The following is a 22518-nucleotide window of genomic DNA, read 5'->3' on the forward strand; positions in this document are numbered from 1 at the left end:
TCGGTTGCTCCTCCCGCCCGGCATCCGGCCCCTAGCTCTTCCAGGTGTCGTGCAACTGGATCCGGGTGGACGCCTCGAAGTCCAGGTCGTGGACCCGCTTGGAGACGCCGAGCTCGGTGGTCAGCTCCACCACCGGGACGATGTACGCGTTCTCGACGATCAGCCGCTGGGCCTGGCTGACCTGGGCCTGGCGCTTCGTGGCATCGGTGGTGGCGGCCTGCTCGGCCAGCACCGTGTCCAGCTCGCCGGGGTGGAGCCGGTACACGTTGGCCAGCGAGGTCGAGTAGCTGCTGCGCAGGATGTCCGGGTCGGCCCGGGTGATGTTCCCCCACAGCGCGTCGAAGTCGCCGGACTGCTGTAGCTGGGTGATCTGGGCGATCGGCTGCTCCCGCAGCCGGATCTCGACGCCGACCGCCTTGAGCTGCTGCTGGATCAGCTCAAGGGCCGGCCGGTTCGTCGCGGCGTTGGCGAACCAGCTGACCGAAAGGCTCAGCCGGACGCCGTCCTTGGCCCGGATGCCGTCGGCGCCGGGCCGCCAGCCGGCCGCGTCCAGGAGCGAAGCGGCCCTGCCGGGATCGAACGCGAGCCGCTCGCTGAGGTCCGTGTAGAACGGGGTGGTGTGGGCCAGGATGCTCGTCGCCGGCTTGCTGCCGGTCGGGAAGATCGCCTCGACGATCTGCGGCCGGTCGATCGCCGCCTGGATCGCCTGGCGCACCGCGGGGTCGCGCGCCGGCGGGCGGGAGTTGTTGAGTCCCAGGTTGAAGACCACGCCCGGGTTGGCCCGCGCCCGCAGGGTGACGTCGTCGCTGCCCCGCAACGTGCTCTCGTCGGCGAGGCCGACGCTGCCGATGGCGTCGACCTGCTCCGACTGGAGGCTCCCGGTGCGGACCCCGGCCTCGGGGACGATGGTGAACACCACCTTGTCCAGGTAGGCCTCGCCGGGCTTGCGCCACAGTGACGACCCCCAGTTGTAGCCGGTACGCCTGGCCAGGGTGATCGACTGGTTCGCCCGGTATCCCTCCAGCGTGAACGGGCCCGACCCGGCGATCCCCTCGGTGCAGCGCTGGTCCGCCGTCTTCCGGGTGCTCGCCTGCGAGACCAGGCCGAGCGAGAAGGTCGACGTCGCCTGCAGGAACTGGGCGTTGGGCTGCTTGAACGAGACCGCCGCGGTGAGCTCGTCGACGACCTTGGTGCCGGTGTACCCGCTGAGGTAGCCGATCGCGAGGACGGCCTTGGCGCCGAGCTTGGGCGCGGTGTCGAAGGTGTCCTTGACCGCCTGGGCGTTGACGGGCGTCCCGTCGCTGAACGTGGCTCCCGGACGGAGGTGGAAGGTGAAGGTCCGCGCGTCCGGGCTCACTTCCCAGCGCTCCGCGAGCCAGGGAACGATCTTGCCCGTGGCCGGATCCTGGTCGGTCAGCGAGTCGACGATCTGCCGCAGGGCGTAGATGGTGTCGTTGCTGCCGACCTGCTGGGGGTCGACGCAGCCGGCGTACGACCCGACCGCGAAGGTCAGCGTTCCGCCGGCCTTGGCCGCGTCGCCGTCGGCGCTCGCGGTTCCGCCGCCCGAGCCGCAGGCGGCGGTCAGCAGGATCGGCCCGGCCACGGCGAGCGTCATGATCAGCCGTCGGCGGACCACGGTGGACTGGGGGGCTGGTTGCACGTGTACTCCCACTCGAATCGAGACAGGCGCCGTGGTCGCCCCCGTGCTGGGCGGGACGGGAACGGACCGGCACTGTACGGTTCGTCAGCTCGTGCCGGCGCACCACCTCGCGCCGCCGGTGCGGGCCCGGCCGGTCACTGGCGTCGCGCCGCGCTCATGGTAGGCAGCACGAATTATTTGAGTCAATACCTACAGGAAAAGTAGGAAATATGCATAGGAGCCGGCGGCGGACCGAAGGGCACGGAAGACGCGCGTCAGCCCCGTCGTCCAGGGCCGGAGCTTCCACAGCAGCCGAACGCCCCCGTCAGAGATCCTCTGACGGGGGCGTCGTGTCACCGGTGCGGCGAAGGCTCGGACACGCTCGGCAACGCTCAGACGGTGACGCTCCACGTGTCGAGGAAGCCGGTGTCGAGCTGGTAGTTGTCGGTCACCTGCAGCGTCCAGGTTCCCGAGGCCGACTGGGTGACCGGGACCGAGTAGGTGCGGGTGCCGTAGGAGGTGCAGGACGAGCCACCGCTGCTGTCGATGGTGTAGTACGTCCCGTTCGGGCCGCGCAGGCGGATCTGCAGGTCCTCGGCGCAGGTGTGTGAGATCGTCACGCTGACCTTGACCGGCGACACGGCGCTGCCGGTCGCGGTCGAGGTGACCGGGCTGTTGATCGTCGACAGGTCGTTGATCGTGTAGTTGGTGCCGTTGGTGAACGTCCGGTTTCCGCCGGTGCCGCTGACCGTCAGCGTCCAGGTCGTGGTGCGGGTCACGGTCTCACCGGTGCCCGTGACGGTGATGGCGTAGGTGCCGGTCGGCGTCGACGCCGAGGTGGAGAGCGTGAGCGTCGAGGAGCCGCCCGAGGTCACCGAGGCCGGGCTGAAGTTCGCCGTGGCGCCGCTCGGCAGCCCGGACGCCGTCGTGAGGTTCACCGTCTGCGCGGTGCCCGACGTCGTCGCGGTGTTGATCGTGGTCGTGACCGCCTGCCCCGCCGGCACGGAGCTCGACGCGGGGTTGGCGCTGATCGAGAAATCCCTGCCGGTGGGAGTGCCCACGGCCTGGGTCCAGATGGCGTACGCCAGGGCGTCGCCCGCCCGGTCCAGGACGGTGTCGTTGATGTTGGCCGTCGTGTCGCACGACCGGTGGTAGCAGGAGTCGTACGCCTGCCCCGCCGTGCCGCCCCACTTGGCGGCCTGCGCCGAGGTCTTGGTGGCGCTGGCGCCGGCCGCGACACCGGAGGTGGCGATGCCCGCGTTGCGGAAGGAGGCGTCATCGGAGCGGTTGGCGCCCTCGGTGTTCTCTTCCGGCTGCAGGCCGAGGTTGGTGTAGAACGCGCGCAGGTCGGCGGCGGCCGTGGTGGTGATGTTGTTGATGAAGTAGCCGCCGTTGGGCGAGCCGACCATGTCGAAGTTGAGGTACTGCTTGATCTTGGAGCGATCGGTCGAGCTGAGCGAGTTGACGTAGGCGCGCGAGCCGAGAAGGCCCTGCTCCTCGTCGCTCCACCAGCCGAATCGCACATGCTTGGTCATCGTCGGGCGCTGCGCGGCCAGGGTCAGGGCGACCTCCAGCAGCATCGACGACCCCGAGCCGTTGTCGTTGATGCCGGGACCGGCCGAGACGCTGTCCAGGTGGGCGCCGGACATGATGACCTGGTTCTCGTCCCCGCCCGGCCAGTCGGCGATCAGATCGGGCCCGGCGCCGCTGGTGCAACCCGGCGTGCAGGTCACGCGGCGGGTGGTGTAGCCGGCGGCCTGCAGTTTCTGCTCGACGTAGGAGACCGACGCGGTGTAGCCGGCGGTGGTCGACCTGCGGGTGCCGCCGTTGGAGGTGGCGATGCTCTGCAACTGGCTCAGATGGGCCTTGATGTTCGGCAGGCTGACGTCGGGGGCCGCCAGGGCGGTGAGGGGGGCACTCCGGGACGTACTGTCGGGTGCGTTGTGCCGGGTGCTTCCCGGTGGAGCCTGGGCGGTCGCGGGGGTAGCGGACGCGAGCAGGCCCGTCAGGGCCATGATGACGGTCGCCGTGAGGACAGCTGTGCGCCTCAAGTGCGTTTTCCTTTCTCGGCATCCCACTGTCGCGCTTCCGCCGGGTGGGCGGGCGGCGCTCATCGCGCCGTCACGGATCGCTGGACGGCGCGAGGGTGTGGGACTGGGGGGTGTGGAGAAACGAATGCTCACACGCCGGATATGCCGGTCGGCGGCCGAGGCGGTCGAGACCCGTACGGCACCCGGCATGACTCCCAGGGCCGGGAGTGGCGTTCTACCGTCGGTACGGCTACGACATGTGACGACGCTCCTGACTTCGAAGGGGCGAATCCACTTGTGCGTGACGGTAGGGCCACCGGAAGGCGCAGTACATACGTAGCGGCATCCGTATATCTACCGAAAATCACGAGCAGGGATGGCGGATGGTGCTGATATGGGCAGTCAGCGGCTCGGCGAGCAGGTGGAAGCGGAGAGGCAGGTCACCCGACGCACTCCGCTTGATCATGTGCGTGGGCGGTGTGCTTCGATCGGTGGGCTCTGACCAGCGTGACGAGGCGAGCCGTGAAGGGCTGGCCGGAAAGGATCCCGAGGAAGACCAGCGCGAGTCCGCAGATCTGGTGCACGGCGAGCGTTTCACCGGCGACCATGGTGCCGAACAGGACACCGCTCATCGGGTTGAGTAACCCGATGAGCCCCACCGTTCCGGCACTCAGGTGCCGTAGTCCCGTGAACCAGGCGGCGAAGGCGAGCGCGGTCGCGACGACCGTGACATAGCTGAAGCCGAGCAACGCGGACCCGTCCAGGGTGGGCGGTGATCCCTCCGTCGCGACCGCGACAGGCAGCAGGACGACTCCCCCCGCGACGAGCTGCCAAGAGGTCAGCGAGAAGACATCGACGTCCGAGCTCCACTTCTTGGCGAGCACGTAGCCAAGGGACGACATCACCATGGCCATGACAGAAGCGAGTACACCGGAGGCCCGCACGGTGCCCCCGCCATCCAGCAGCATGAGGCAGACGCCCCCGATCCCGATGCCGGCTCCGGTCATGTGCGTCGCCTTCGGGCGCTCGGACAGCGCCGCCCAGGCGAAAAGCATCATCACGATCGGCGAGGTCGCCATGATCGTCGATGCGATGCTCGTCGGAAGCGTTTGCGCCGCCAGATAGACCAATGCGAAGAACGCGCCCATGTTCATGGTGCCGAGGACCAGCGACTTCCACCACCATGACCCGTGGGGACGCTTCCTGCGGACGAGGAGGAGCAACAGGCCCGCGGGCAGCGCCCGGATCACCGCTCCGTAAAGCGGGTAGTCGGCCGGTAGGAACCGATGGGTGATGAAATAGGTGGTCCCCCACGCCACGGGTGCGATCGCGGTGACGGGCCCCCACCGGAAAGTAGCTTCCATGGAAGCTACTATAGCTTCCATGGAAGCTATAGTAGGAACGTGAACGAGCACCTGGACCATGTCGCTCGCATCCAGCAGGCCTGGGCCCGTGAACGACCCGACGTGGACGTGGCGCCACAAGGTGTGATCGGACGGCTCCACCGCCTCGCCGGCCACCTCACCGAACAGCTTTGTGTCGTCTACCGGCGCTATGGGCTCGGGGAAGGGGAGTTCGATGTGCTCGCCGCCCTCCGGCGCGCCGGTGAGCCCTTCGAACGCGCACCCGGAGAGCTTGCCGCGTTCACCATGGTCACCACGGGGGCGATGACCAAACGCGTCGACCGGCTCGAACGCGAAGGGCTGGTCACACGCCGTCCCAGCACGAGCGATGGCCGAGCACGTGTCGTCGCACTCACCGATGCCGGCAGGGAACTGATCGACCAGGCGTTCACCGAGCACATGCGCAATGAACGCCGCCTCCTCGACTATCTGACGCCGGACGAGGCCGCACAGTTGGAATCGCTTCTCGCCACCTGGCTCGCGAGCTTCGAGACACCGCGCTTCGAGACACCGCGCTTCGAGACGCCGCGCTTCGAGACGCCGCGCCAGGCGGAGAACAGGAAGCTGTGATCGCTGACCTGCGTAAGCGTCTGGATTCCTCCTTCGGTGAGGCGCGATAGCCCGCTCTGGGCGGATCAAACCTGATGTGGGCGGGCCCCGTCAACGCGCCAGAACGCCGGCGCGCCGCCGCGCCCCGCCGGCGTGCTCTCACCTGGGGGGCTTGCGCCGTCAGCGCCTTCGGGGCCTCCGGCGACCGTGAAAGGTTCATCGGAGACGATCCGATTCGAGCCGATCGAAAGTACCGGTCACGGCGGCCCGGGGCCTGCCGGGGGTGACGACGAGGCACCGACGCTCTCGTCGATCCGAAAGTTTCGGCCTGGGGTGCGATGCCGGAGTGCCGCTGGGCTGTGAACAGGGCTTGGAGGAACCGGCCGAGTGGTGGTTGACCACCCTCTTGACGAACCTGGACAGGGCTCCTATATTTCCGCAATATTAATGCGTGACTCCGAAAATTTCGGGCCTTTCACCGTGACATGTCGCCGACATGTGGACGACGCCGTCGTCGGCCGAGGGGATGGCATGAGCGACCAGCCGCCGAACGAATCGAGGCCCGCTTTTGGTGAGTCCACACGACGGCGAGATATGCGGTCGTCTCCGTCCGGGCGAGCCAGGCCCGAGGTCGGCTCCCTCGGGAAGCGCTTTCCCAGGGCCGGTCGTTCCGAGGTGAGGCCCGATCCCGCCCGCGGGAAGCGGCGACCTGGTCCCACCTGGCGGCAGGCGCTGCGTCGCGACTGGCAGCTGTACTCGCTGGCCGTCCTCCCCCTGCTGTTCTTCGTGGTCTTCCGGTACCTGCCGATGATCGGCAACGTGATCGCCTTCCGGAAGTTCGAGCCCGGCGGCAGCGTGCTGGGCGAGAAGTGGGTGGGCCTGCGCTACGTGCGGCTGTTCCTGAACGACCCGACGTTCTGGCACGTGTTCGGCAACACGTTGCTCCTCGGCGCGCTGACCCTGTTGTTCTGCTTCCCGTTGCCGATCGTGCTCGCGTTGCTGATCAACGAGGTCCGGCACCGGCGCCTCAAGCGGTTCGTCCAGTCGGTGTCCTACCTGCCGCACTTCCTCTCGATGGTGGTCGTGGCCGGTCTCGTCATCGAGCTGCTGTCGGTCGACGGGCCGGTGAACCAGGTCCTGCGCGTGGTGGGCGACGCCCCGATCACGTTCCTGCAGCAGCCGGAGTGGTTCCGCACGATCTACGTCTCCTCGGAGATGTGGCAGACCGTCGGGTGGGGGACGATCCTCTATCTCGCCGCGCTCACGACCATCGATGACCAGCTGTACGAGGCGGCGCGGATCGACGGCGCGGGCCGATGGCGGCAGACCTGGCACGTGACCCTCCCCGGCATCCGGCCGACCGCGGTCACTCTGCTGATCCTGAACATCGGCGCGTTCATGGCGGTCGGTTTCGAGAAGATCCTCCTGCTCTACAACCCGCTGACGTACCCGACCGCCGACGTGATCTCCACGTACCTGTACCGCATGGGCGTCGAATCCAACAACTTCAGCTACGCCGCGGCGATCGGCCTGTTCGAGGCCCTGATCGGGCTGACCCTGGTCATGTCGGCGAACCTGATCTCCCGTCGCGCGGTTGGGACGAGCCTGTGGTGACAGTGGACAGAACCAGGGGATATCGCCTGTTCCAGGGGGTCAACGCCGTCGTGCTCGCCGGCGTCGTGATCGTGACCCTGTACCCCTTCATCAACGTCATCGCTCGCTCGCTGAGCGACGAGAACTTCATCCGGTCCGGTCAGGTCAACCTCGTCCCACGCGGGTTCACCCTCAAGACGTACGAATACGTGGTCTCCGACCCGATGTTCTGGACGAACTACCGCAACACCGTGGTGTACACGGTCGTGGCCACGTTGATCTCGATGCTCCTGACCACCTGCTACGCCTACGTCCTGTCCAAGAAGCACCTCAAGGGCCGCAAGACACTGGTCGGGATCGCCGTCTTCACCATGTTCTTCTCCGGCGGCATCATCCCCAACTACGTCCTGATCACCGGCATCGGACTGAAGGACAGCATCTGGGCCGTCGTCCTCCCGAACGCCATCAGCGTCTTCAACCTGCTGATCATGAAGACGTTCTTCGAGGGACTGCCAGTCGAGTTGGAGGAGGCCGCCGCGATCGACGGCATGGGCACCTACGGCATCCTGCTCCGGATCGTGCTGCCGCTGTCGAAGGCGGTGATCGCCACGATGACGCTCTTCTACGCCGTCGCGTTCTGGAACTCCTGGTTCGCCGCCTTCCTCTACATGAGTCAGTCCGATCTGTTCCCGGTGACCGTCTACCTGCGCAACCTGATCGCCGGGGCCACCACCGCGTCGTCCGTCGGAGCCGACGCCATGGACCTCACGGTGGCCGCCAACATCAAGGCGGTGACGATGGTGCTCACCATCCTTCCCATCGTGGGGATCTACCCCTTCGTCCAGCGGTACTTCGTCACAGGAGTGATGCTCGGCGCGGTCAAGCAATAGCCCCTCGCCTCCGGCGGCCTCCGCACACCCCCCGTTCCGCGCGAAAGGACTCCCATGTACCAGATGAACCGGCGTCAGGCGATGGTCGCGGTAGGCGCGTTCCTCGCACTGGCCGGCTGCGGCAGTGACGACTCCAAGAAGAAGGGGGACGACTTCTCGGCGAACCGGGAGGGCGCGATGCCCGGCTACGGCGCCGGCGGCCGGTTCAGGGCCGCCGCGCCGCTCTCGTTCACCATGCTCTACAACAACCACCCGTTCTACCCGATGAAGAACGACTGGCTGTTCTGGTCGGAGCTGAGCAAGCGGACCAACGTGAAGATCGAGCCGAGCGTGGTGCCGCTCAGCGACTACGAGAAGAAACGCAGCCTGCTGATCGGCGCCGGCGACGCCCCGTTCATCATCCCGAAGACCTATCCCGGCCAGGAGACCCCCTTCGTCGCGTCCGGCGCCATCCTCCCGGTCAGCGACTACGTCGACCTGATGCCGAACTTCAAGGAGAAGGTCGCCAAGTGGAACCTCCAGGGCGACCTGGACACGCTCCGGCAGTCGGACGGCCGCTACTACGTGCTCCCCGGGCTCCACGAGGACTTCTGGGTGGACTACTCCCTGGCGGTCCGTAAGGACGTTCTCGACAAGCTGGGACTTGAGATCCCGCAGACCTGGGACGACCTGCGCACGGTGCTGAAGGCGATGAAGGAGGAGTACCCCGACTGCTACCCCATGTCCGACCGCTGGGGAACCCTCACGCCCGGCGCCAACCTGCTGAACATCATCGGCATCTCCTACGGCGCCCCCGGAGGCTGGGGCTACGGGGACGGGATGTCGTGGGACCCCGCCGCCGGCAAGTTCGCCTTCACCGGTGCCATGGACCAGTACAAGCAGATGCTGCAGTACCTTCAGACCCTGGTGGAGGAGAAGCTGCTCGACCCGGAGAGCTTCACGCAGACCGACGACCTGGCGATCCAGAAGCTGGTGTCCGGCAAGTCCTTCGTGATCAGCTCGAACGCGCAGACGCTGGTCAACGAGTACCGGCCGCCGCTTTCGAAGGCGAATCCGAAGGCCGTGCTCGTCAAGATCCCCCTGCCCGTCGGGCCGCTGGGGCCGATCAAGTACGGCGCGGGGAACACCCGCCTGGAGAACGGCATCATGATCTCCAAGAAGGCCCGCGACAGCAAGAACTTCGTCGCCATGATGCAGTTCATCGACTGGCTTTGGTATTCCGACGAGGGCCAGGTGTTCGCCAAATGGGGCGTCGACGGGGTCACCTACACCAAGGACGCGTCCGGGAAGTACAAGCTGGCGCCGGACGTCGACTTCGTCGGGCTCAACCCCAAGGCGACGAAGCACCTGCAGAAGGACTTCGGCTTCTCCAACGGCGTGTTCGCCTACGGCGGCAGCACCGAGCTGCTCCAGTCGACCTTCTCCGAGGAGGAGGTGGCGTTCCAGAAGGTGATGAACGCGAGGAAGCCCCTGCCGGCGCCGCCTCCGCACCCGCTCACCGACGAGGAGCGCGAGCAGGTGACGCTGTGGCAGACACCGCTCAAGGACCACGTCACCCAGAACACGATGAAGTTCATCCTTGGCAAGCGCGACTTCGGCGATTGGGCCGCCTACGTCAGCGAACTCGAAGGGAAGAACATGTCGTCCTACGTCAACCTGGTGAACACCGCCTACGACCGCTTCAAGAAGCAACACGGCTGACCGCGGGGGGCCGCAGGCTCCCGGGCGCGGCGGAAACGGAGAGCGTGGTGAGCGAAGGAGGACGATGCGGACCCCGCCCGAGTCTCCCATGACCGATGCGACGGCCGGACGCCGGTTCGGCGAAGGACCCCTTTCACGCGCCTCCGCTCTCGTCTACACCCTGCTCGTGGTCGAGCTCCTGCTCCTGACCGCCACCTCGCCCGGCCTGGTCGGGCTCGTCCTTCTCGACCGTGACGCGGCCGACGTCCCGCTGGCCGCGGCCTGCCTGCTTCCGGTCGGTCCCGCGCTCTCGGCGGCGGTGTACGCGTTGCACCATCGTCGCCTCGATCTCACCGAGCTTCATCCGGCGGCGGCGTTCTGGCGCGGGTACAGGGCCAACTTCCGCGGGGTCGTGAAGCTGTGGATCCCGTGGCTGGTGTGGCTGGCCGTCATCGGGTCGAATCTCGCGAACTTCGCCGCCGCCGGCGTCCCGCGATGGTGGGCCGTGCTGTCGGTCCTCATCGCGGTGGCGGCGACCCTCTGGGTGGCCAACGCACTGGTGATCACCTCCCTGTTCGAGTTCCGGGCGAGGGACGTGGCCCGCCTGGCCGCGTACTTCCTCACCCGTTCCCCCCGGGCCGCACTGGGCAACGCCGCCCTTCTGGTCGTGGCGGCCGGCCTCACGCTGGTCGCCTCCGAGGTGGTTCCGGCGCTGCTGGCCTCGGTACTCGCATCGGTGTTGCTGCTGAACAGCCGCCCGGTGATCGCCGAGGTCCGCGAGGCGTTCACGGTCTGAGGGGCCTTCGCCTTCGGCGGTCCTGGCGCGGCGGCATCACAAGAGGAGGACTCGAAATGACGAACCCTCGCATGGACGGCTTCAGGAACCGCGCCCCCGGTCTGGCTGACCCGTCTGCACCCCGAGGTCTTCCCGATCATGGCGGACGGCGAGCCGTTCGGTTTCGGGAACCGTCAGCACTACGACCCCTCGTCGCCGATCTACCGCCGGTACGCGGCGAACATCACCACCAGGCTCGCCGAGCGCTACTCCTACCACCCGGCACTGGCGATGTGGCACATCGGCAACGAGTACGGCCCCACCGCGTACAACGAGGAGGTCGCCGGGCTGCCCCGTAACGACTTCAGCTACCCCGGCACCGTCATGCGCCACTACACGCCCTCATCGGCGCGAAGATCGACGAATACTGGCCGGCGCGCCCGGACGAGCGGTTCAACCGTCCAGTTCGCCGACGGGCGCACCGCGACCGCGGACTGGTGGCGCGAGCGCTGTAGGTTCACTGCGTCGCGGCGGTCCTCAGGGCGTGGAACTGCTTCAGCAGGGCCGCGTCGCCGGAGATCCGTACGGACGCGTCGTCGCCGCGGTTCCAGAGCCAGAGCAGCAGCGGCATCGCGTCCCCGCTCACCAGCGCGTCCCCGTCGAAGCCCGTGGCGGCGTCACTCACCTCCACATGGCCGGGCTGAGGGCCCTCGCCGGCGACGGCCCTCAGCGTCCAGGCGTGGTGGCTCGTGGAGACCGAGACGGGCCGCTCGTCCGGAGCGTCGAGGAGGGTGCCGAAGTCGTCCAGCCAGCGGGTGCTCCCGTAGCCGACGAACAGCCTCAGCACCTCGTCGATGCCGTCGAAGGCGAGATCGTCCGGGACCGGGGACACCGGACGGCCCGCCGCGAGCTCGGCGTCGATGCGATGGATCACCGTCTCCTGGGCCATGCGGCGGATCCAGAAGCCGACGGTCTGATCGGGCTCGTGCCAGGTGGGCGCGGGGCCGGCGGGGGAGTGCGCCGAGAACTGCCCGGTCAGCAGGGCGTGGGTCTTGTCCAGCGAGGTCACGGGATCGGCGTCGAGCACGCCGGGCGGCAACTCGTCGGGGAAGGCATTGAGCCGGATGGCTTCGGCCTTGTGCAGGTAGACCTTGGCGACGTGCCGCGCGAGATCGCCGACGGACCAGCCGGGGCACGACGGCACGGGGGCTGAAGGATCGGCGCCGGCGACGGCGGCGCGCAGCAGGGCGAAGTCATGCTCGAAGCAGCTGAGGAGCCGGGAGGAGTCCATCCCCCTATCGAACCAGCCCCCCGGGCATCCTGCACCGGATTTCCGTGGCGGGTGTCGCCGCCGTCCGATCGGATCCGGCCCACCACGACCGTCAGCGTGCGGCGGTGGCGGCGTTCGCGCGGTAGCTCATGTAGTTGTTGTCACGGTCGATGCCGAGTGACTGACTGCTGAGGAAGTCCACCGCGTCCACATAGGTGTACGGCTGCATGAACCATCCCGCGCACACGTCGCGGTAGAGCCGCGACAGCGGATGCGCCGCCCCGTACGCCGCGCCGCCGATGACGGTCAGGCAGTCGTCGACCACCGACTTCGCCAGCCGGTTCACCGCCAGCTTGGCGTACTGGAACGGCACCATCATGCGCCTGCCGCGCTCGTCCAGGTCACCGGTGAGGTCGTCGTTGAGGTCGTCGGCGTTGGCGAGCGCCGCCGTGGCCGTGGCCCGGAGCGTGTAGAGGTTGGTCTCGATGTCGGAGACGAGGGCCCGTACGGCCGCCGACGGCGCGGCCGACCGGCGCGCGGCCGTGCTGACGGCGATGTCGCGGGCGGCGCGTGCGACGCCGGCGTAGATGCCGAGCATGGTGATGGAGCTGACGGTCTGCCCGGCCAGCGCGCGGTCACTGTGCGCGCCGATCACTCCCCGCTGTAGCACGTCCTCCTCGGCGACCGGGCAGTTGTCGAACACGATGTCGCAGGTGCCCGACGCCCGCATGCCGAGGCCGTCCCACTCGGGCAGGACCGTCAGCCCGGGGGTCGCGCGGTCGAGCATCGCGGCGGCGAGCGTGACCGGCTCGCCGTCGACGACCTTCTGCGTGTGCACCAGGAAGTGGGTGGCGATCGGCGCGAGGGTCACCAGTGTCTTACGGCCCGACAGCAGCCAGCCGCCGCGCCCGTCGGGCGTCAGCCGGGTCACCGCCGTGTGGTGGTCCTTCGCACCGCCGCAGATCACGAGCCGGTCTGACGCCATGCCCCGCAGCATCCGCTCCGCCAGCGCCCGCACCGGCGGCGAGCCGTGCTGCCACTCGTAGGCGAAGGTCAGGCCACGGCTGAACTGCACGTGCAGGGCGAGCGCGGTCGAGGCGTCGGCCTCGGCGACGGCGGCCAGCACCGCCGCCACGTCGGACAGGCGCGAGACTCCGAGGCCGCCGAGCTCCTCGGGGACGGTGCCCGCCATGACCCCGTTGTCCAGGAACCGCTCGAAGGTCTCCGTCGGAAACTCGCCGAAACGGTCGTGGTCGGCGGCCTCGTCCCGGATCCGGGCGGCGTCCTGCTCTATCAGGGCCAGCAAGGCTCGGCCGTTCGGCGTGACAGGCGTATCGAACCGTCCGTCAGGTACGCGAGTTGCGCTCCAAGTCGACAATGGACACTCCGAGATGTCTGGGGGTGTGACGACGTTCGAGGTCTGCGGACAACCGGACCGGCGGGTCGAAATCGAGCGTAACACCGTGAAGAGGCGTAGAACCGTGCACGGCCGAACCAGTGGGGAAGTGCGCAATGGGGAAGAAATCGCAGATGGGAGGCGGTACGAGAACCGCAAGCCGGAAGGTGCGCGGCCGCGGGCCGGGGGGATCTCAGTTGGCGCGAAGGTACTGCTCGGGCCGGCGTGGCGGCACGTCCAGCGCGCGGGCGGCGCGCTGCGGCCAGTAGGGGTCGCGCAGCAGTTCGCGGCCGAGCAGGACGGCGTCGGCCTGACCGGAGGTGAGGATCGACTCGGCCTGATGGGGGTCGGTGATCTGGCCGACCGCGGCCACCGTCCAGCCGGTCTCGGCGCGCACCCGGGCCGCGAACGGCACCTGGTACCCGGGGCCGGTGGCGATCCTCACCCCCGAGGCGTTGCCGCCGCTGGAGACGTCCAGCAGGTCGACGCCGCGGGCGAGCAGCTCCTTGGCCAGGCGCACGGTGTCGTCCACGGTCCAGCCCTGGCCGTCGGGGAGCCAGTCGGTGGCCGAGATCCGGAAGAATACCGGCAGCTCATCGGGCCAGACGGCGCGGACGGCGTCGACGACCTCCAGGGCGAAACGGATGCGGTTCTCGAACGGGCCGCCGTAGGCGTCGGTGCGGTGGTTGCTGTGCGGGGAGAGGAACTCGCCGATCAGGTAGCCATGCGCGCCGTGGATCTCCACGACCTGGAAGCCCGCCCGCAGCGCGCGCTCGGCCGCGGCGGCGAAATCGGCGACGACGCCGCGGATCCCGCCGGCCGACAGCTCCTCGGGTACCGGGTAGCCGCCGGCGAAGGGAACCGGGCTGGGCGCGACCGTGGGCCAGCCGCCTTCCCCGGTGCCGAGGGGAGCGCCGCCGCGCCAGGGCCGGTCGGCGGAGGCCTTGCGGCCGGCGTGCGCGAGCTGGATGCCCGGCACGGCGCCGTGCCGGGACAGGAAGCCGGTGATCCGGCCGAACGCCGCCTGCTGACGGTCGTTCCACAGCCCGAGGTCGGCGGGGCTGATCCGTCCCTCGGGGGAGACGGCGGTGGCCTCGGTGAGGATCAGCCCGGCGCCGCCCACCGCCCGCGCCGCGAGGTGGGCGAAGTGCCAGTCGTCAGGCGCTCCGGTGTCCGGGCCGTCGGTGGCGGCCGAGTACTGGCACATCGGCGCCATCCACACGCGGTTGGGGATGGTGAGGGACCGCAGGGTGAGCGGCGCGAAAAGCATGGGATCTCCTCGTTCGACCTTGTTCGCTCGCGACGTCCCACCGTACGGCCCGCTCGCCGCCGGTCACCTCGGCGCGTTGGAACCCGGGCGAGCGGTGCCCCGGGCTCCGCTCGCCGCCGGTCACCTCGGCACGGCGGAACCCGGGCGGGCCGTGCCCCGGGCCGAGGTGACCCGTGTACGCGGTGGGACCGCTCAGTCCAGCGCGTAAGCGATCTCCGTGAGGTACCGGCCGTAGTTCGACTGCCGCATTTCGGCGCCGAGCTGGTAGCAGGCCTCCGCGTCGATGAAGCCCATGCGCAGGGCGATCTCCTCCAGGTAGGCCACCCGCTCACCCTGGTGCTTCTCGACGGCCTGCACGTACTGGCTGGCGGCCAGCAGGGAGTCGTAGGTGCCGCAGTCGAGCCAGGTGCAGCCACGGCCCAGCCCGATCAGTCTCGCCCGGCCCCGCCTGAGGTATTCGAGGTTGACGTCGGTGATCTCCAGTTCGCCGCGCGCCGAGGGGGCGAGCCCCCGGGCGATGTCGACGACCTGGTTGTCGTAGAAGTACAGGCCCGCGATCGCGTTGTCGGAGCGCGGGAGCACCGGCTTCTCCTCGATGGAGACCAGCATGCCCTCGGAGTCGACCTCGCCGATGCCGTACCGCTCCGGGTCGGGCACGGGGTACCCGAACAGGGTGCAGCCATCGAGCGATTCCCGCGCGTGGCGCAGCAACTCCGGGAATCCGGCACCGTGGAAGAGGTTGTCGCCGAGGATCAGCGCCGAGCTGTCGCCACCGATGTGGTCGGCGCCGATCAGGAACGCCTCGGCGATGCCGCGCGGCTCGTCCTGCACCTTGTAGGTCAGGTTCAGGCCGAGCTTGGAGCCGTCGCCGAGCAGGCTCTGCATGACGGGGACGGCCGACGGCGTGGAGATGATCAGAATGTCCCGGATCCCGGCCAGCATCAGCACGGAGAGCGGGTAGTACACCATCGGCTTGTTGTAGATGGCGAGCAGCTGCTTGGACGTCACCAAGGTCAGCGGGAACAGCCGTGTACCGCTGCCCCCGGCGAGAACGATTCCCTTCATCTTCCGGTCCGTTCTTCGATTCGTAGGTCAGGGGTGGGGATGCGCGGGCCGGCGGCCCGATCGAGATGGTGAGCCCGCTGCCGGCCATGGAACGTCCAGGGGCGACAGAGCGTCCGGGGGCCGTGCGGCCCCCGGCGCCGGCGGCCATCCATCGGCCGGCGGCCGGCGTCGCGGGCTCACGCCGGCACCCCTCTACCCCTCAAGATCGAAGAGCGGTTCAGGGGCGCGACGTGCGGTATTCGGCGGTCAGCTTCTCCAGCACCGGCACGACGTCGTTCGGGCTCGGCATGGATCGCACCTCGGTGCGCAGCTGAGCGGCGTTCGCCGCGTACGACGGGTCCTCCAGGACCAGCTTGAGACTGTCGCGCAGCACGTCGGCGGTCAGGCTGCCGGCGTTGACCGCGTACACCCCGGCGCCCCGGCTCTCCGCCGCGTTGGCCATGGCCACCGAACCCCACCACTTCTCGACCTTGAAGTCGTTGGGCACGATGACCTGCGGGACGGCGTGCTCGATCGCCGACGCGAAGGTCCCGCAGCCGCCTTCGTGGACGATCGCCGAACACGAGGGCAGCAGCGCGTTCAACGGGACGAAGTCGACGGTACGGACGTTGTCCGGGAGCTTCGGCACCGACTCTAGCTGCTTGGCGTTGAAGGTCGCGATCACGTCGAGGTCGAGGTCGGCGATCGCGTCGAAGAGCTCGGTGGCCGAAGCCGACGTGCCCTCGATGTTGGCGTCCCGGTGTGAGATGCCCAGCGTCATGCAGACGCGCCTGCGGGTGGGCTCCTCGTACACCCACTTCGGCGTCGTCGCGGGGCCGTTGAACGGGACGTTGCGCATCGGCACGTAGTGCACGCCCTGCGGCCGCCAGACGTACAGCGGCATGGGGGACAGGGTCCACTGGCCGACCGCCGCCGACTCGTCGAACTCGGAGCCGACCCGCTCCATGAGCGGCTGCAGCCAGTCGCGCAGCGGGTCGCCCTCGGATTCGAGCCGGTCACGGCAGGCCGCACGGAGCTGCGCCAGCCTGTCAACGGTGAACAGCATCCGGGCATGCGCCGCGCCGACGGCGCGGGCCGCCACCGCGCCGGGCAGAGCGGTCGGGTCCGTGATCACCAGGTCGGGACGCCACGTACGAGCGAAGCTCACCAGGTCGTCGACCGTGGAGTCCGGGTAGAACACCCCGCGCACGCCTGAGATGAGGTCCTTGAACTCGATGTACGGATCGCCCCAGCCGAAGTCGGTCTGCACGGACTTCCCGGTGCGCTGGCCGCGAGGGTCGGCGGGCCCCGTCGCCCCCTCGATCGGCGGCACCTGCATGACCTTCTCCTCAAGGACAAGCATCTCGCCGATCGACACGCCGGGAAGTCCGGTGCTCGCGATGACGTCGGCCATATCCGGCGGACCCGCGATGCACACCTCATGCCCTGCGTTACGGAGCGCCCACGCCATCGGCACCTGCACGTACAGATGTGATCTGAAGGGGTTGGTCACGAAGAGGATCCGCATCGGAGCCCTTCCTTCTAGATGATGAGCGACAGCGGCCATGCCAGGTGACGCGCCCAGCGGCAGCCGGTCGGCGGGGCCCCTCGCACGCCGGGAACAGGGGGGCGCGCATCGCGAAAGGTCGCCGCGTCAGTAGGTGGTATCCGGCCGGCTTTTCGTACCGCTGGGGCCTTACTCGAAGTCGACGTTCGGTACCCAGTATGGCGTCAGGGGCCGTCGTGAGCGTCTTCTGGATTGCGTGCTTGGCCATCACGGGAACGCGGTGCGTTCAACCGATCCCGGCCCGGCGCCGTGCGCGGCCGCGCCAACGGGGAGTGCGGAGCCGTCCAATTCGGCATTCAGATTTCCCGCTCGCCCCGGGGGCGGCCCATAACGGAGGCGGACGGCGTGGAGACCCATTTCGCGGCCGGACGGTTTCGCATGGGCACTGAGAGGAGAATCCGCATTCACAGCTGGCAGAAAGCGGTCACCGACGTGCAGCTTGCTGCCGTCGATTTCTCTGGTCCGAGGTCTCGCGATGTCGAAGAGTTGTTTCTGCGAGGACAAACGGCAAGCCCTCCAGAGAAAGAGACGAAGGAATGACCAGAACCGCTTTCACCGCCCGTTCCACGCTTTTCGACACCGAGCACGCCAGGCTTTTCGATCGCGTCTACACCGCACGAGGCAAGGACTACGCCGCCGAGGCGGGGGCCGTCGCCCAGCACATCCGGGCGCACAGGCCCGACGCCCGTTCGCTGCTGGACGTCGGCTGCGGCACCGGAGAGCACCTGCGCTCGTTGAAGGACATTTTCCCCGACGTGGAAGGGCTCGACCTCACCCCCGCCATGCGGGAGCAGGCGACGAGCAAACTGCCGGGGGTGCCGATCCACGACGGGGACATGAGCGACTTCGCGCTCGGCCGCACGTTCGACGCGGTGATCTGTCTCAACAGCTCGATCGCCTTTCTGCCGTTGCCGGGGTTGACGTCCGCGATCGCCTGCATGGCGCGACATCTCAACCCTGGAGGGGTGCTCGTCGTGGAGCCGTGGTACTCACCGGAGAGGGCCACCGACGGCACCGTGGTCGGCGACATCGTGCGCGGGGACGACGGCGTGACCGTCGCGCGAGTCTCGCACGGCGTCCTTCGTGACGGCAGGCACCATCTTGAGACGCATTTCATCGTGGCCGACGCCGACGGCATCCGCCACTGCACCGACGACCAGGTGATGGGTGTCTATCGGCGTGAGGACTATCTTGCCGCGTTCGCCGGCGCGGGTTGTGACGCGGAGTACTGGGAGGAGGGGTTGGCCGGCAGAGGGTTGTTCGTCGCGGTCCGCCGCTGACCGGCGCGCCGCCCGTTCCATCGGACAGGCCGGCGCCGAGTGCTCCTCGGACGCCGGCCTGTCTGATGGGACGCCTCTGGCCCCGTGCGGATGCCGCCCGGGGCCCTCAACGGCGGTTTCAGGCGGGTGAGGGCACCGCCAGACCGCTGTCAGGCGCCGCGCCGCTGTCGGCCAGGTCGAGCCACCACGGGTTCTCCCGCGCCCACTCGATCGTCCTGCCGAGCCCCTCGCGCAGATCCGTCGCGTACCGCCACCCGAGTTTCCTGCCGATCTTGGTCGTGTCCGGAACCCGCCTGAGCAGGTCCTGGTACCGGCCGCCGAGCCGGTCCCGCGTCTCGATCGGCACGACCGCCTCGACGCCGGTCAGCTCCGCGACCAGGGCGCTCAGCTCGGCCACCGTGGTCTCGACCGAGCTGCCGACGTTGAAGCACTCCCCGATGGCGGCCTCGCTCGTGCCGACGGTGATCGTCGCGTCGACCGCGTCCTTCACGAAGGTGAAGCACCGCGTCTGGCCGCCGCCGTCGTACACCACCGGCGGCTCTCCGTTCAGGGCCCGGTGGATGCTCCTGCTGACGACGAACGCCGGCCGCTGCCTCGGGCCGTACACGTTGAAGAAGCGCACGATGGCCGTCCTGAGGCCGCGCTCGCGGGCGAAGGCGAAGGCGAGGTGCTCGCCCAGCGCCTTGCTGGATGAATAGCACCACCGGTCCACGGCGGTGCTGCCCACCACCCGGTCGTCGTCCTCCCGCCACGGGACCGCGGGGTTCTTCCCGAAGACCTCGCTGGTGCTCGCGACCACGACCTTCGCGCCCGCCCTCGTGGCGAGGTCCAGCGCGTTCCGGGTGCCGAGCAGGTTGATGTCGATGACGTCGAGCGGACGGTCGAGATACCGATCGACCCCGACGACGGCGGCGAAGTGGTAGACGGTGTCCACGCCGTCCTTCACCACCTCGGCCAGCTGCGACGCGTCCCTGATGTCACCCGTCACGTAACGGACCGACGGCGCCGGCGACTGGTCGGGGGGCGGCGCGCCGCCGTCGAACACGGTGACCTCGTCGCCCCGCCGGACCAGCTCGTCGACCAGATGACTGCCGAGGAACCCGCACCCTCCGGTTACCACTACCCGCGCCATGACCGTTACCTTCCGATTCCCCGGTAGGCGAAGCCATGCCGCCGGAACCGGTCGATTGTCTCCCGCGAGTAGTAGGCGCGGCCGTCGAGGATGACGCACGACGGCGCCACGGACTCCCGGAGCGCGACGAAATCGATCGCGGAGAACTCGTCGTGCCCCGCCAGCACGGCGATGCAGTGGGCACCTGCCAGCGCCTCCTGCGCCGTCCCCACCGGCGCCAGCCCGAAGATCTTCTCGACCTCGCCGGAGTCGGCGAGCGGGTCGTAGATGACGACCTCGGCCCCGCCCTGCTGCAGCTTGGTCACGACCGGCAGCACCGGGGTCGCGCGAAGGTCGCCGGTGTTGTTCTTGAACGACACGCCGAGCACCGCGATCTTCGTCTCCTCCAGCCGCAGGCCGGACTTGGCCAGCTCCTCGACGATCAGATCGACGGTGTAGGCCGGCATGGAGTCGTTGACCTCCCGCGCGACGGGGATCGTGTCCAGCGCGATGTCGTGGTCGCGGGCGGCGCGCCACACCATCCACGGGTCCTTGGTCAGGCACGACCCGCCGACGCCCACGCTCGGGAGCAGGATGTTGACGTTTCCGGTGCCCTTGCGCATCGTGTTGGCCGCGGCGATGACCTCAAGCACGTCGACGTCCAGCACGGCGCACAGCTTGGCCAGCTCGTTGGCCATGGCGATGTTGTGGTCGATCCACCAGTTGCTCGCCAGCTTGACCACCTCGGCGCTCTCGGTCGAGGTGCAGGTGATGATCTCGTTGCCGAGCGTCCGCTGCCAGAACGCGGCCGCGGCGGCCACGCTGTCGGGGCACCATCCGCCGACGGCGATCGGGAAAGTCCTCATCTCCTGCAGCGCCTGCCCCTCCGACAGCCGCTCGGGGCAGAAGACCAGTCCGATGTCCTCGCCCACCTTCAGCCCGCCGGCCTCCAGCAGGGGCGCGACGAGGTTCCTCGACACGCCCGGAGGCACAGTGCTCTTCAAGATGACAAGCTGGCCCTTGCGCAGACGCTTGGCCAGTTCGGTGCACGCGCTCCGCAAATACACATCGACGAGCTCGGTGTCCCGCACCGGCGTGCCAACGGCGATGACCACCACGTCCACTTCGGAGACCAGGTCGTACTCGGTGGTCACCCGCAGCCGGCCCGAGTCAAGGCCGCTGTACAGCAGCTCGGGCAGCCCCGGCTCGCTGAACCAGCAACGGCGTTGCTCCAACTGAGCGACCAGCCCCGGGTCGACCTCGATTCCCACGACGTCCACGCCCTCATCGGCAAGGACCGCCGCTACGGTCGATCCCACATAACCCATTCCGATTATGGCGGCCGAGGTATTCCCCTGATCAGACAAGAATTTCATGGGTCACCCACTCTCAGGATGTGCCGGTTGGCATACCAACAGCGTGCGACCGGTACGTCGGCGACGCATCTCCTGTAATGCCGTGACCTTTTCATCGGGACCGGATTCGCGGCTGTTCTGGCCCCGGATCGCCCCGGCCTCACCGCAATCCAGAAGATGCAGCGCAAAGCCCGGCCGTACGACGATGCAGGCAGTCATACGACCTCATGGGGGGCCACTGGTGCCTGCGCGACTCAATCAGCTCGACGTCAGCACGCCCGTCGGCATCGCCGCCCGCGTGACCGCATCGGCACGAACGACCGCGTCTCGGATGAGCCCCGACGTCGAAGGCTGGCTCGACGGGAAGAGAAGGCAACCGTTCGAGAGCACCATAATCCCGCTGGACGAACTGACCGAGCCGAATGGATGGCGCTACGCCGCGGACACCGGGAATCTGGAACACCACAGTGGCCGGTTCTTCAGTGTGGAGGGCCTGCACGTCAGGACGAACCACGGTCATGTCAGGGAGTGGTGGCAACCCATTCTCGTGCAACGGGACATCGCCATTCTCGGAATCATCGCCAAGGAGTTCGACGGCGTCCTGCACTTCCTGCTGCAGGCCAAGATGGAACCCGGCAACGCCGACCTGGTGCAGTTGTCCCCCACGGTCCAGGCGACGTCAAGCAACTACACCCAGGTGCATCGCGGAACGCGCGCCCCCTACGTCGAGTACTTCACCGAGCCGGACAGGGGCCGGGTCCTCGTCGACATCCTCCAGTCGGAGCAGGGCGCCTGGTTCCACCTGAAGCGCAACCGGAACGTCGTGGTCGAGGTCACCGACGACGTGCCCCTCCACGAGGACTTCTGCTGGCTGACCCTCGGGCAGATCGGCAGACTGCTCCAGCGGCGCAACGTCATGAACATGGACGCCCGTACGGTCCTCGGGTGCCTGCCCATCGCGGGCCCCGCGAGGGGACCCGACGGCGAGGACGTCTACGACGGCGCCCCGCCGGACTCCACGGAGCCGGACGGCCTGCACACGATGACGGAGATCCTCAGCTGGTTCACCGGCCGCAAGAGCGAGTACGAGCTGTCCGCCCGGCTGGTCCCGCTGAACTCCGTCGTGGGGTGGCGCAGGGACACCGAGAAGATCTCCCCGGAGGGTAGCGGGAACTTCAGCATCGTCGGCGTCCGGGTGAACGCCCGGACCCGCGAGGTGCACAGCTGGAAGCAGCCGCTGCTGGCGCCGCACGGCCTCGGCCTGGCGGGACTGGTGGTCCGGCGCATCGGCGGGAGGCTGCACGCGCTGGTGCGCGCCGAGGTCCTGCCGGGCAACCGGGACACGGTGGAGCTCGGCCCCACCGTGCGGTTCATGATGGACGACTACGCGGGCACCCCGGCGGAGCGCCGCCCGGAGTTCCTCGACCACATGCTGTCCGCGCGCCAGGGCGTCCTCTATGACGTCGTGCAGTCCGAGGAGGGCGGGCGCTTCCACTACGCCGAGACCCGGTACCTCGTGGTGGAGGCCGGCGACGACTTCTCGCTACGGGTGCCGCCGGACTTCGCGTGGATGACGGTCGAGCAACTGCTGGCGCTGCAACGGCACAGCTACTACCTCAGCATCGAGGCCAGGACCCTGCTCTTGTGCCTGAACAACCTCTGAAAG

Annotated in this window: 18 protein-coding genes and 1 pseudogene; 9 read left to right on the forward strand and 10 right to left on the reverse strand. The window is 68.5% G+C overall.

Features of this window, described 5'->3' with window-relative positions; all coding sequences use genetic code 11:
• Positions 1-31 precede the first annotated feature (31 nt).
• From ACGFIV_RS32930 to ACGFIV_RS32940, 3 genes are all read right to left on the reverse strand, one after another.
• Entirely contained in the window at positions 32-1660 is a 1629-nt protein-coding gene (locus ACGFIV_RS32930) for an ABC transporter substrate-binding protein (RefSeq protein ID WP_392838866.1), read from the reverse strand.
• A gap of 371 nt (positions 1661-2031) precedes the next feature.
• Positions 2032-3690 (reverse strand): M28 family peptidase, encoded by a 1659-nt coding sequence (locus ACGFIV_RS32935; RefSeq protein WP_358558102.1) that lies wholly within the window; start codon positions 3688-3690, stop codon positions 2032-2034.
• Positions 3691-4109: 419 nt separating this feature from the next.
• Positions 4110-5033, reverse strand: a complete 924-nt coding sequence (locus ACGFIV_RS32940) for a DMT family transporter (RefSeq protein ID WP_392838868.1) — start codon at positions 5031-5033, stop codon at positions 4110-4112.
• Positions 5034-5072: 39 nt separating this feature from the next.
• Between ACGFIV_RS32940 and ACGFIV_RS32945 the strand changes: the two genes are divergently transcribed.
• The 6 genes and pseudogenes from ACGFIV_RS32945 to ACGFIV_RS32970 form a co-directional block, all read left to right on the forward strand.
• A complete protein-coding gene (locus ACGFIV_RS32945) occupies positions 5073-5642 on the forward strand; it encodes a MarR family transcriptional regulator (protein WP_358558108.1) in 570 nt (189 codons plus the stop codon).
• A 654-nt stretch (positions 5643-6296) separates the two neighbouring features.
• Positions 6297-7235, forward strand: coding sequence for an ABC transporter permease subunit (locus ACGFIV_RS32950; RefSeq protein WP_358558111.1), 939 nt, complete (start codon positions 6297-6299; stop codon positions 7233-7235).
• Positions 7232-8104, forward strand: a complete 873-nt coding sequence (locus ACGFIV_RS32955; protein WP_358558114.1) for a carbohydrate ABC transporter permease — start codon at positions 7232-7234, stop codon at positions 8102-8104. Before ACGFIV_RS32950 ends, ACGFIV_RS32955 begins: the two co-directional genes overlap by 4 nt.
• A gap of 63 nt (positions 8105-8167) precedes the next feature.
• Positions 8168-9805, forward strand: a complete 1638-nt coding sequence (locus tag ACGFIV_RS32960; protein WP_392838871.1) for an extracellular solute-binding protein — start codon at positions 8168-8170, stop codon at positions 9803-9805.
• A gap of 64 nt (positions 9806-9869) precedes the next feature.
• Positions 9870-10580, forward strand: a complete 711-nt coding sequence (locus tag ACGFIV_RS32965; protein WP_392838873.1) for a DUF624 domain-containing protein — start codon at positions 9870-9872, stop codon at positions 10578-10580.
• A 96-nt stretch (positions 10581-10676) separates the two neighbouring features.
• Positions 10677-10886 (forward strand): annotated as a pseudogene (locus ACGFIV_RS32970) (beta-galactosidase); the annotation flags it as partial.
• Between the two features lie 190 nt (positions 10887-11076).
• Here ACGFIV_RS32970 and ACGFIV_RS32975 read toward each other — a convergent pair.
• The 5 genes from ACGFIV_RS32975 to ACGFIV_RS32995 form a co-directional block, all read right to left on the reverse strand.
• On the reverse strand, positions 11077-11850 hold the full coding sequence (locus tag ACGFIV_RS32975; RefSeq protein ID WP_358558123.1) for a maleylpyruvate isomerase N-terminal domain-containing protein: 774 nt from the start codon (positions 11848-11850) through the stop codon (positions 11077-11079).
• Positions 11851-11941: 91 nt separating this feature from the next.
• Positions 11942-13135 carry an acyl-CoA dehydrogenase family protein gene (locus tag ACGFIV_RS32980; protein ID WP_358558126.1) on the reverse strand — a complete coding sequence of 398 codons (1194 nt, stop codon included), beginning with the start codon at positions 13133-13135 and terminating at the stop codon, positions 11942-11944.
• 283 nt (positions 13136-13418) lie between these two features.
• Positions 13419-14495 carry an NADH:flavin oxidoreductase/NADH oxidase gene (locus tag ACGFIV_RS32985; RefSeq protein ID WP_392838876.1) on the reverse strand — a complete coding sequence of 359 codons (1077 nt, stop codon included), beginning with the start codon at positions 14493-14495 and terminating at the stop codon, positions 13419-13421.
• 192 nt (positions 14496-14687) lie between these two features.
• Positions 14688-15560: a glucose-1-phosphate thymidylyltransferase RfbA gene (gene rfbA / locus ACGFIV_RS32990; RefSeq protein ID WP_358558132.1), complete on the reverse strand. Its 873-nt coding sequence runs from the start codon at positions 15558-15560 to the stop codon at positions 14688-14690.
• A gap of 217 nt (positions 15561-15777) precedes the next feature.
• Positions 15778-17067 (reverse strand): activator-dependent family glycosyltransferase, encoded by a 1290-nt coding sequence (locus ACGFIV_RS32995; protein ID WP_392838878.1) that lies wholly within the window; start codon positions 17065-17067, stop codon positions 15778-15780.
• 384 nt (positions 17068-17451) lie between these two features.
• On the opposite strand from ACGFIV_RS32995, the gene ACGFIV_RS33000 reads away from it, so the two are divergent.
• Both ACGFIV_RS33000 and ACGFIV_RS33005 read left to right on the forward strand, forming a co-directional pair.
• Positions 17452-17646: a hypothetical protein gene (locus tag ACGFIV_RS33000; RefSeq protein WP_358558138.1), complete on the forward strand. Its 195-nt coding sequence runs from the start codon at positions 17452-17454 to the stop codon at positions 17644-17646.
• Positions 17643-18386, forward strand: coding sequence for a class I SAM-dependent methyltransferase (locus ACGFIV_RS33005; RefSeq protein WP_392838881.1), 744 nt, complete (start codon positions 17643-17645; stop codon positions 18384-18386). The genes ACGFIV_RS33000 and ACGFIV_RS33005 overlap by 4 nt, the downstream gene beginning before the upstream one ends.
• 118 nt (positions 18387-18504) lie before the next feature.
• On the opposite strand, the gene ACGFIV_RS33010 is transcribed toward ACGFIV_RS33005, so the two are convergent.
• Together ACGFIV_RS33010 and ACGFIV_RS33015 are read right to left on the reverse strand one after the other, a co-directional pair.
• The gene (locus tag ACGFIV_RS33010; protein WP_358560867.1) at positions 18505-19518 is read right to left on the reverse strand and encodes an NAD-dependent epimerase/dehydratase family protein; all 1014 of its coding nucleotides are present in this window, start codon (positions 19516-19518) and stop codon (positions 18505-18507) included.
• 5 nt (positions 19519-19523) lie between these two features.
• The gene (locus ACGFIV_RS33015; RefSeq protein ID WP_358560864.1) at positions 19524-20873 is read right to left on the reverse strand and encodes a nucleotide sugar dehydrogenase; all 1350 of its coding nucleotides are present in this window, start codon (positions 20871-20873) and stop codon (positions 19524-19526) included.
• A 220-nt stretch (positions 20874-21093) separates the two neighbouring features.
• On the opposite strand from ACGFIV_RS33015, the gene ACGFIV_RS33020 reads away from it, so the two are divergent.
• Positions 21094-22515, forward strand: coding sequence for an NDP-hexose 2,3-dehydratase family protein (locus tag ACGFIV_RS33020; protein WP_392838884.1), 1422 nt, complete (start codon positions 21094-21096; stop codon positions 22513-22515).
• Positions 22516-22518 lie beyond the last annotated feature (3 nt).

This window comes from Sphaerisporangium sp. NPDC049003, assembly GCF_043197795.1.
Lineage (GTDB): Bacteria > Actinomycetota > Actinomycetes > Streptosporangiales > Streptosporangiaceae > Sphaerisporangium.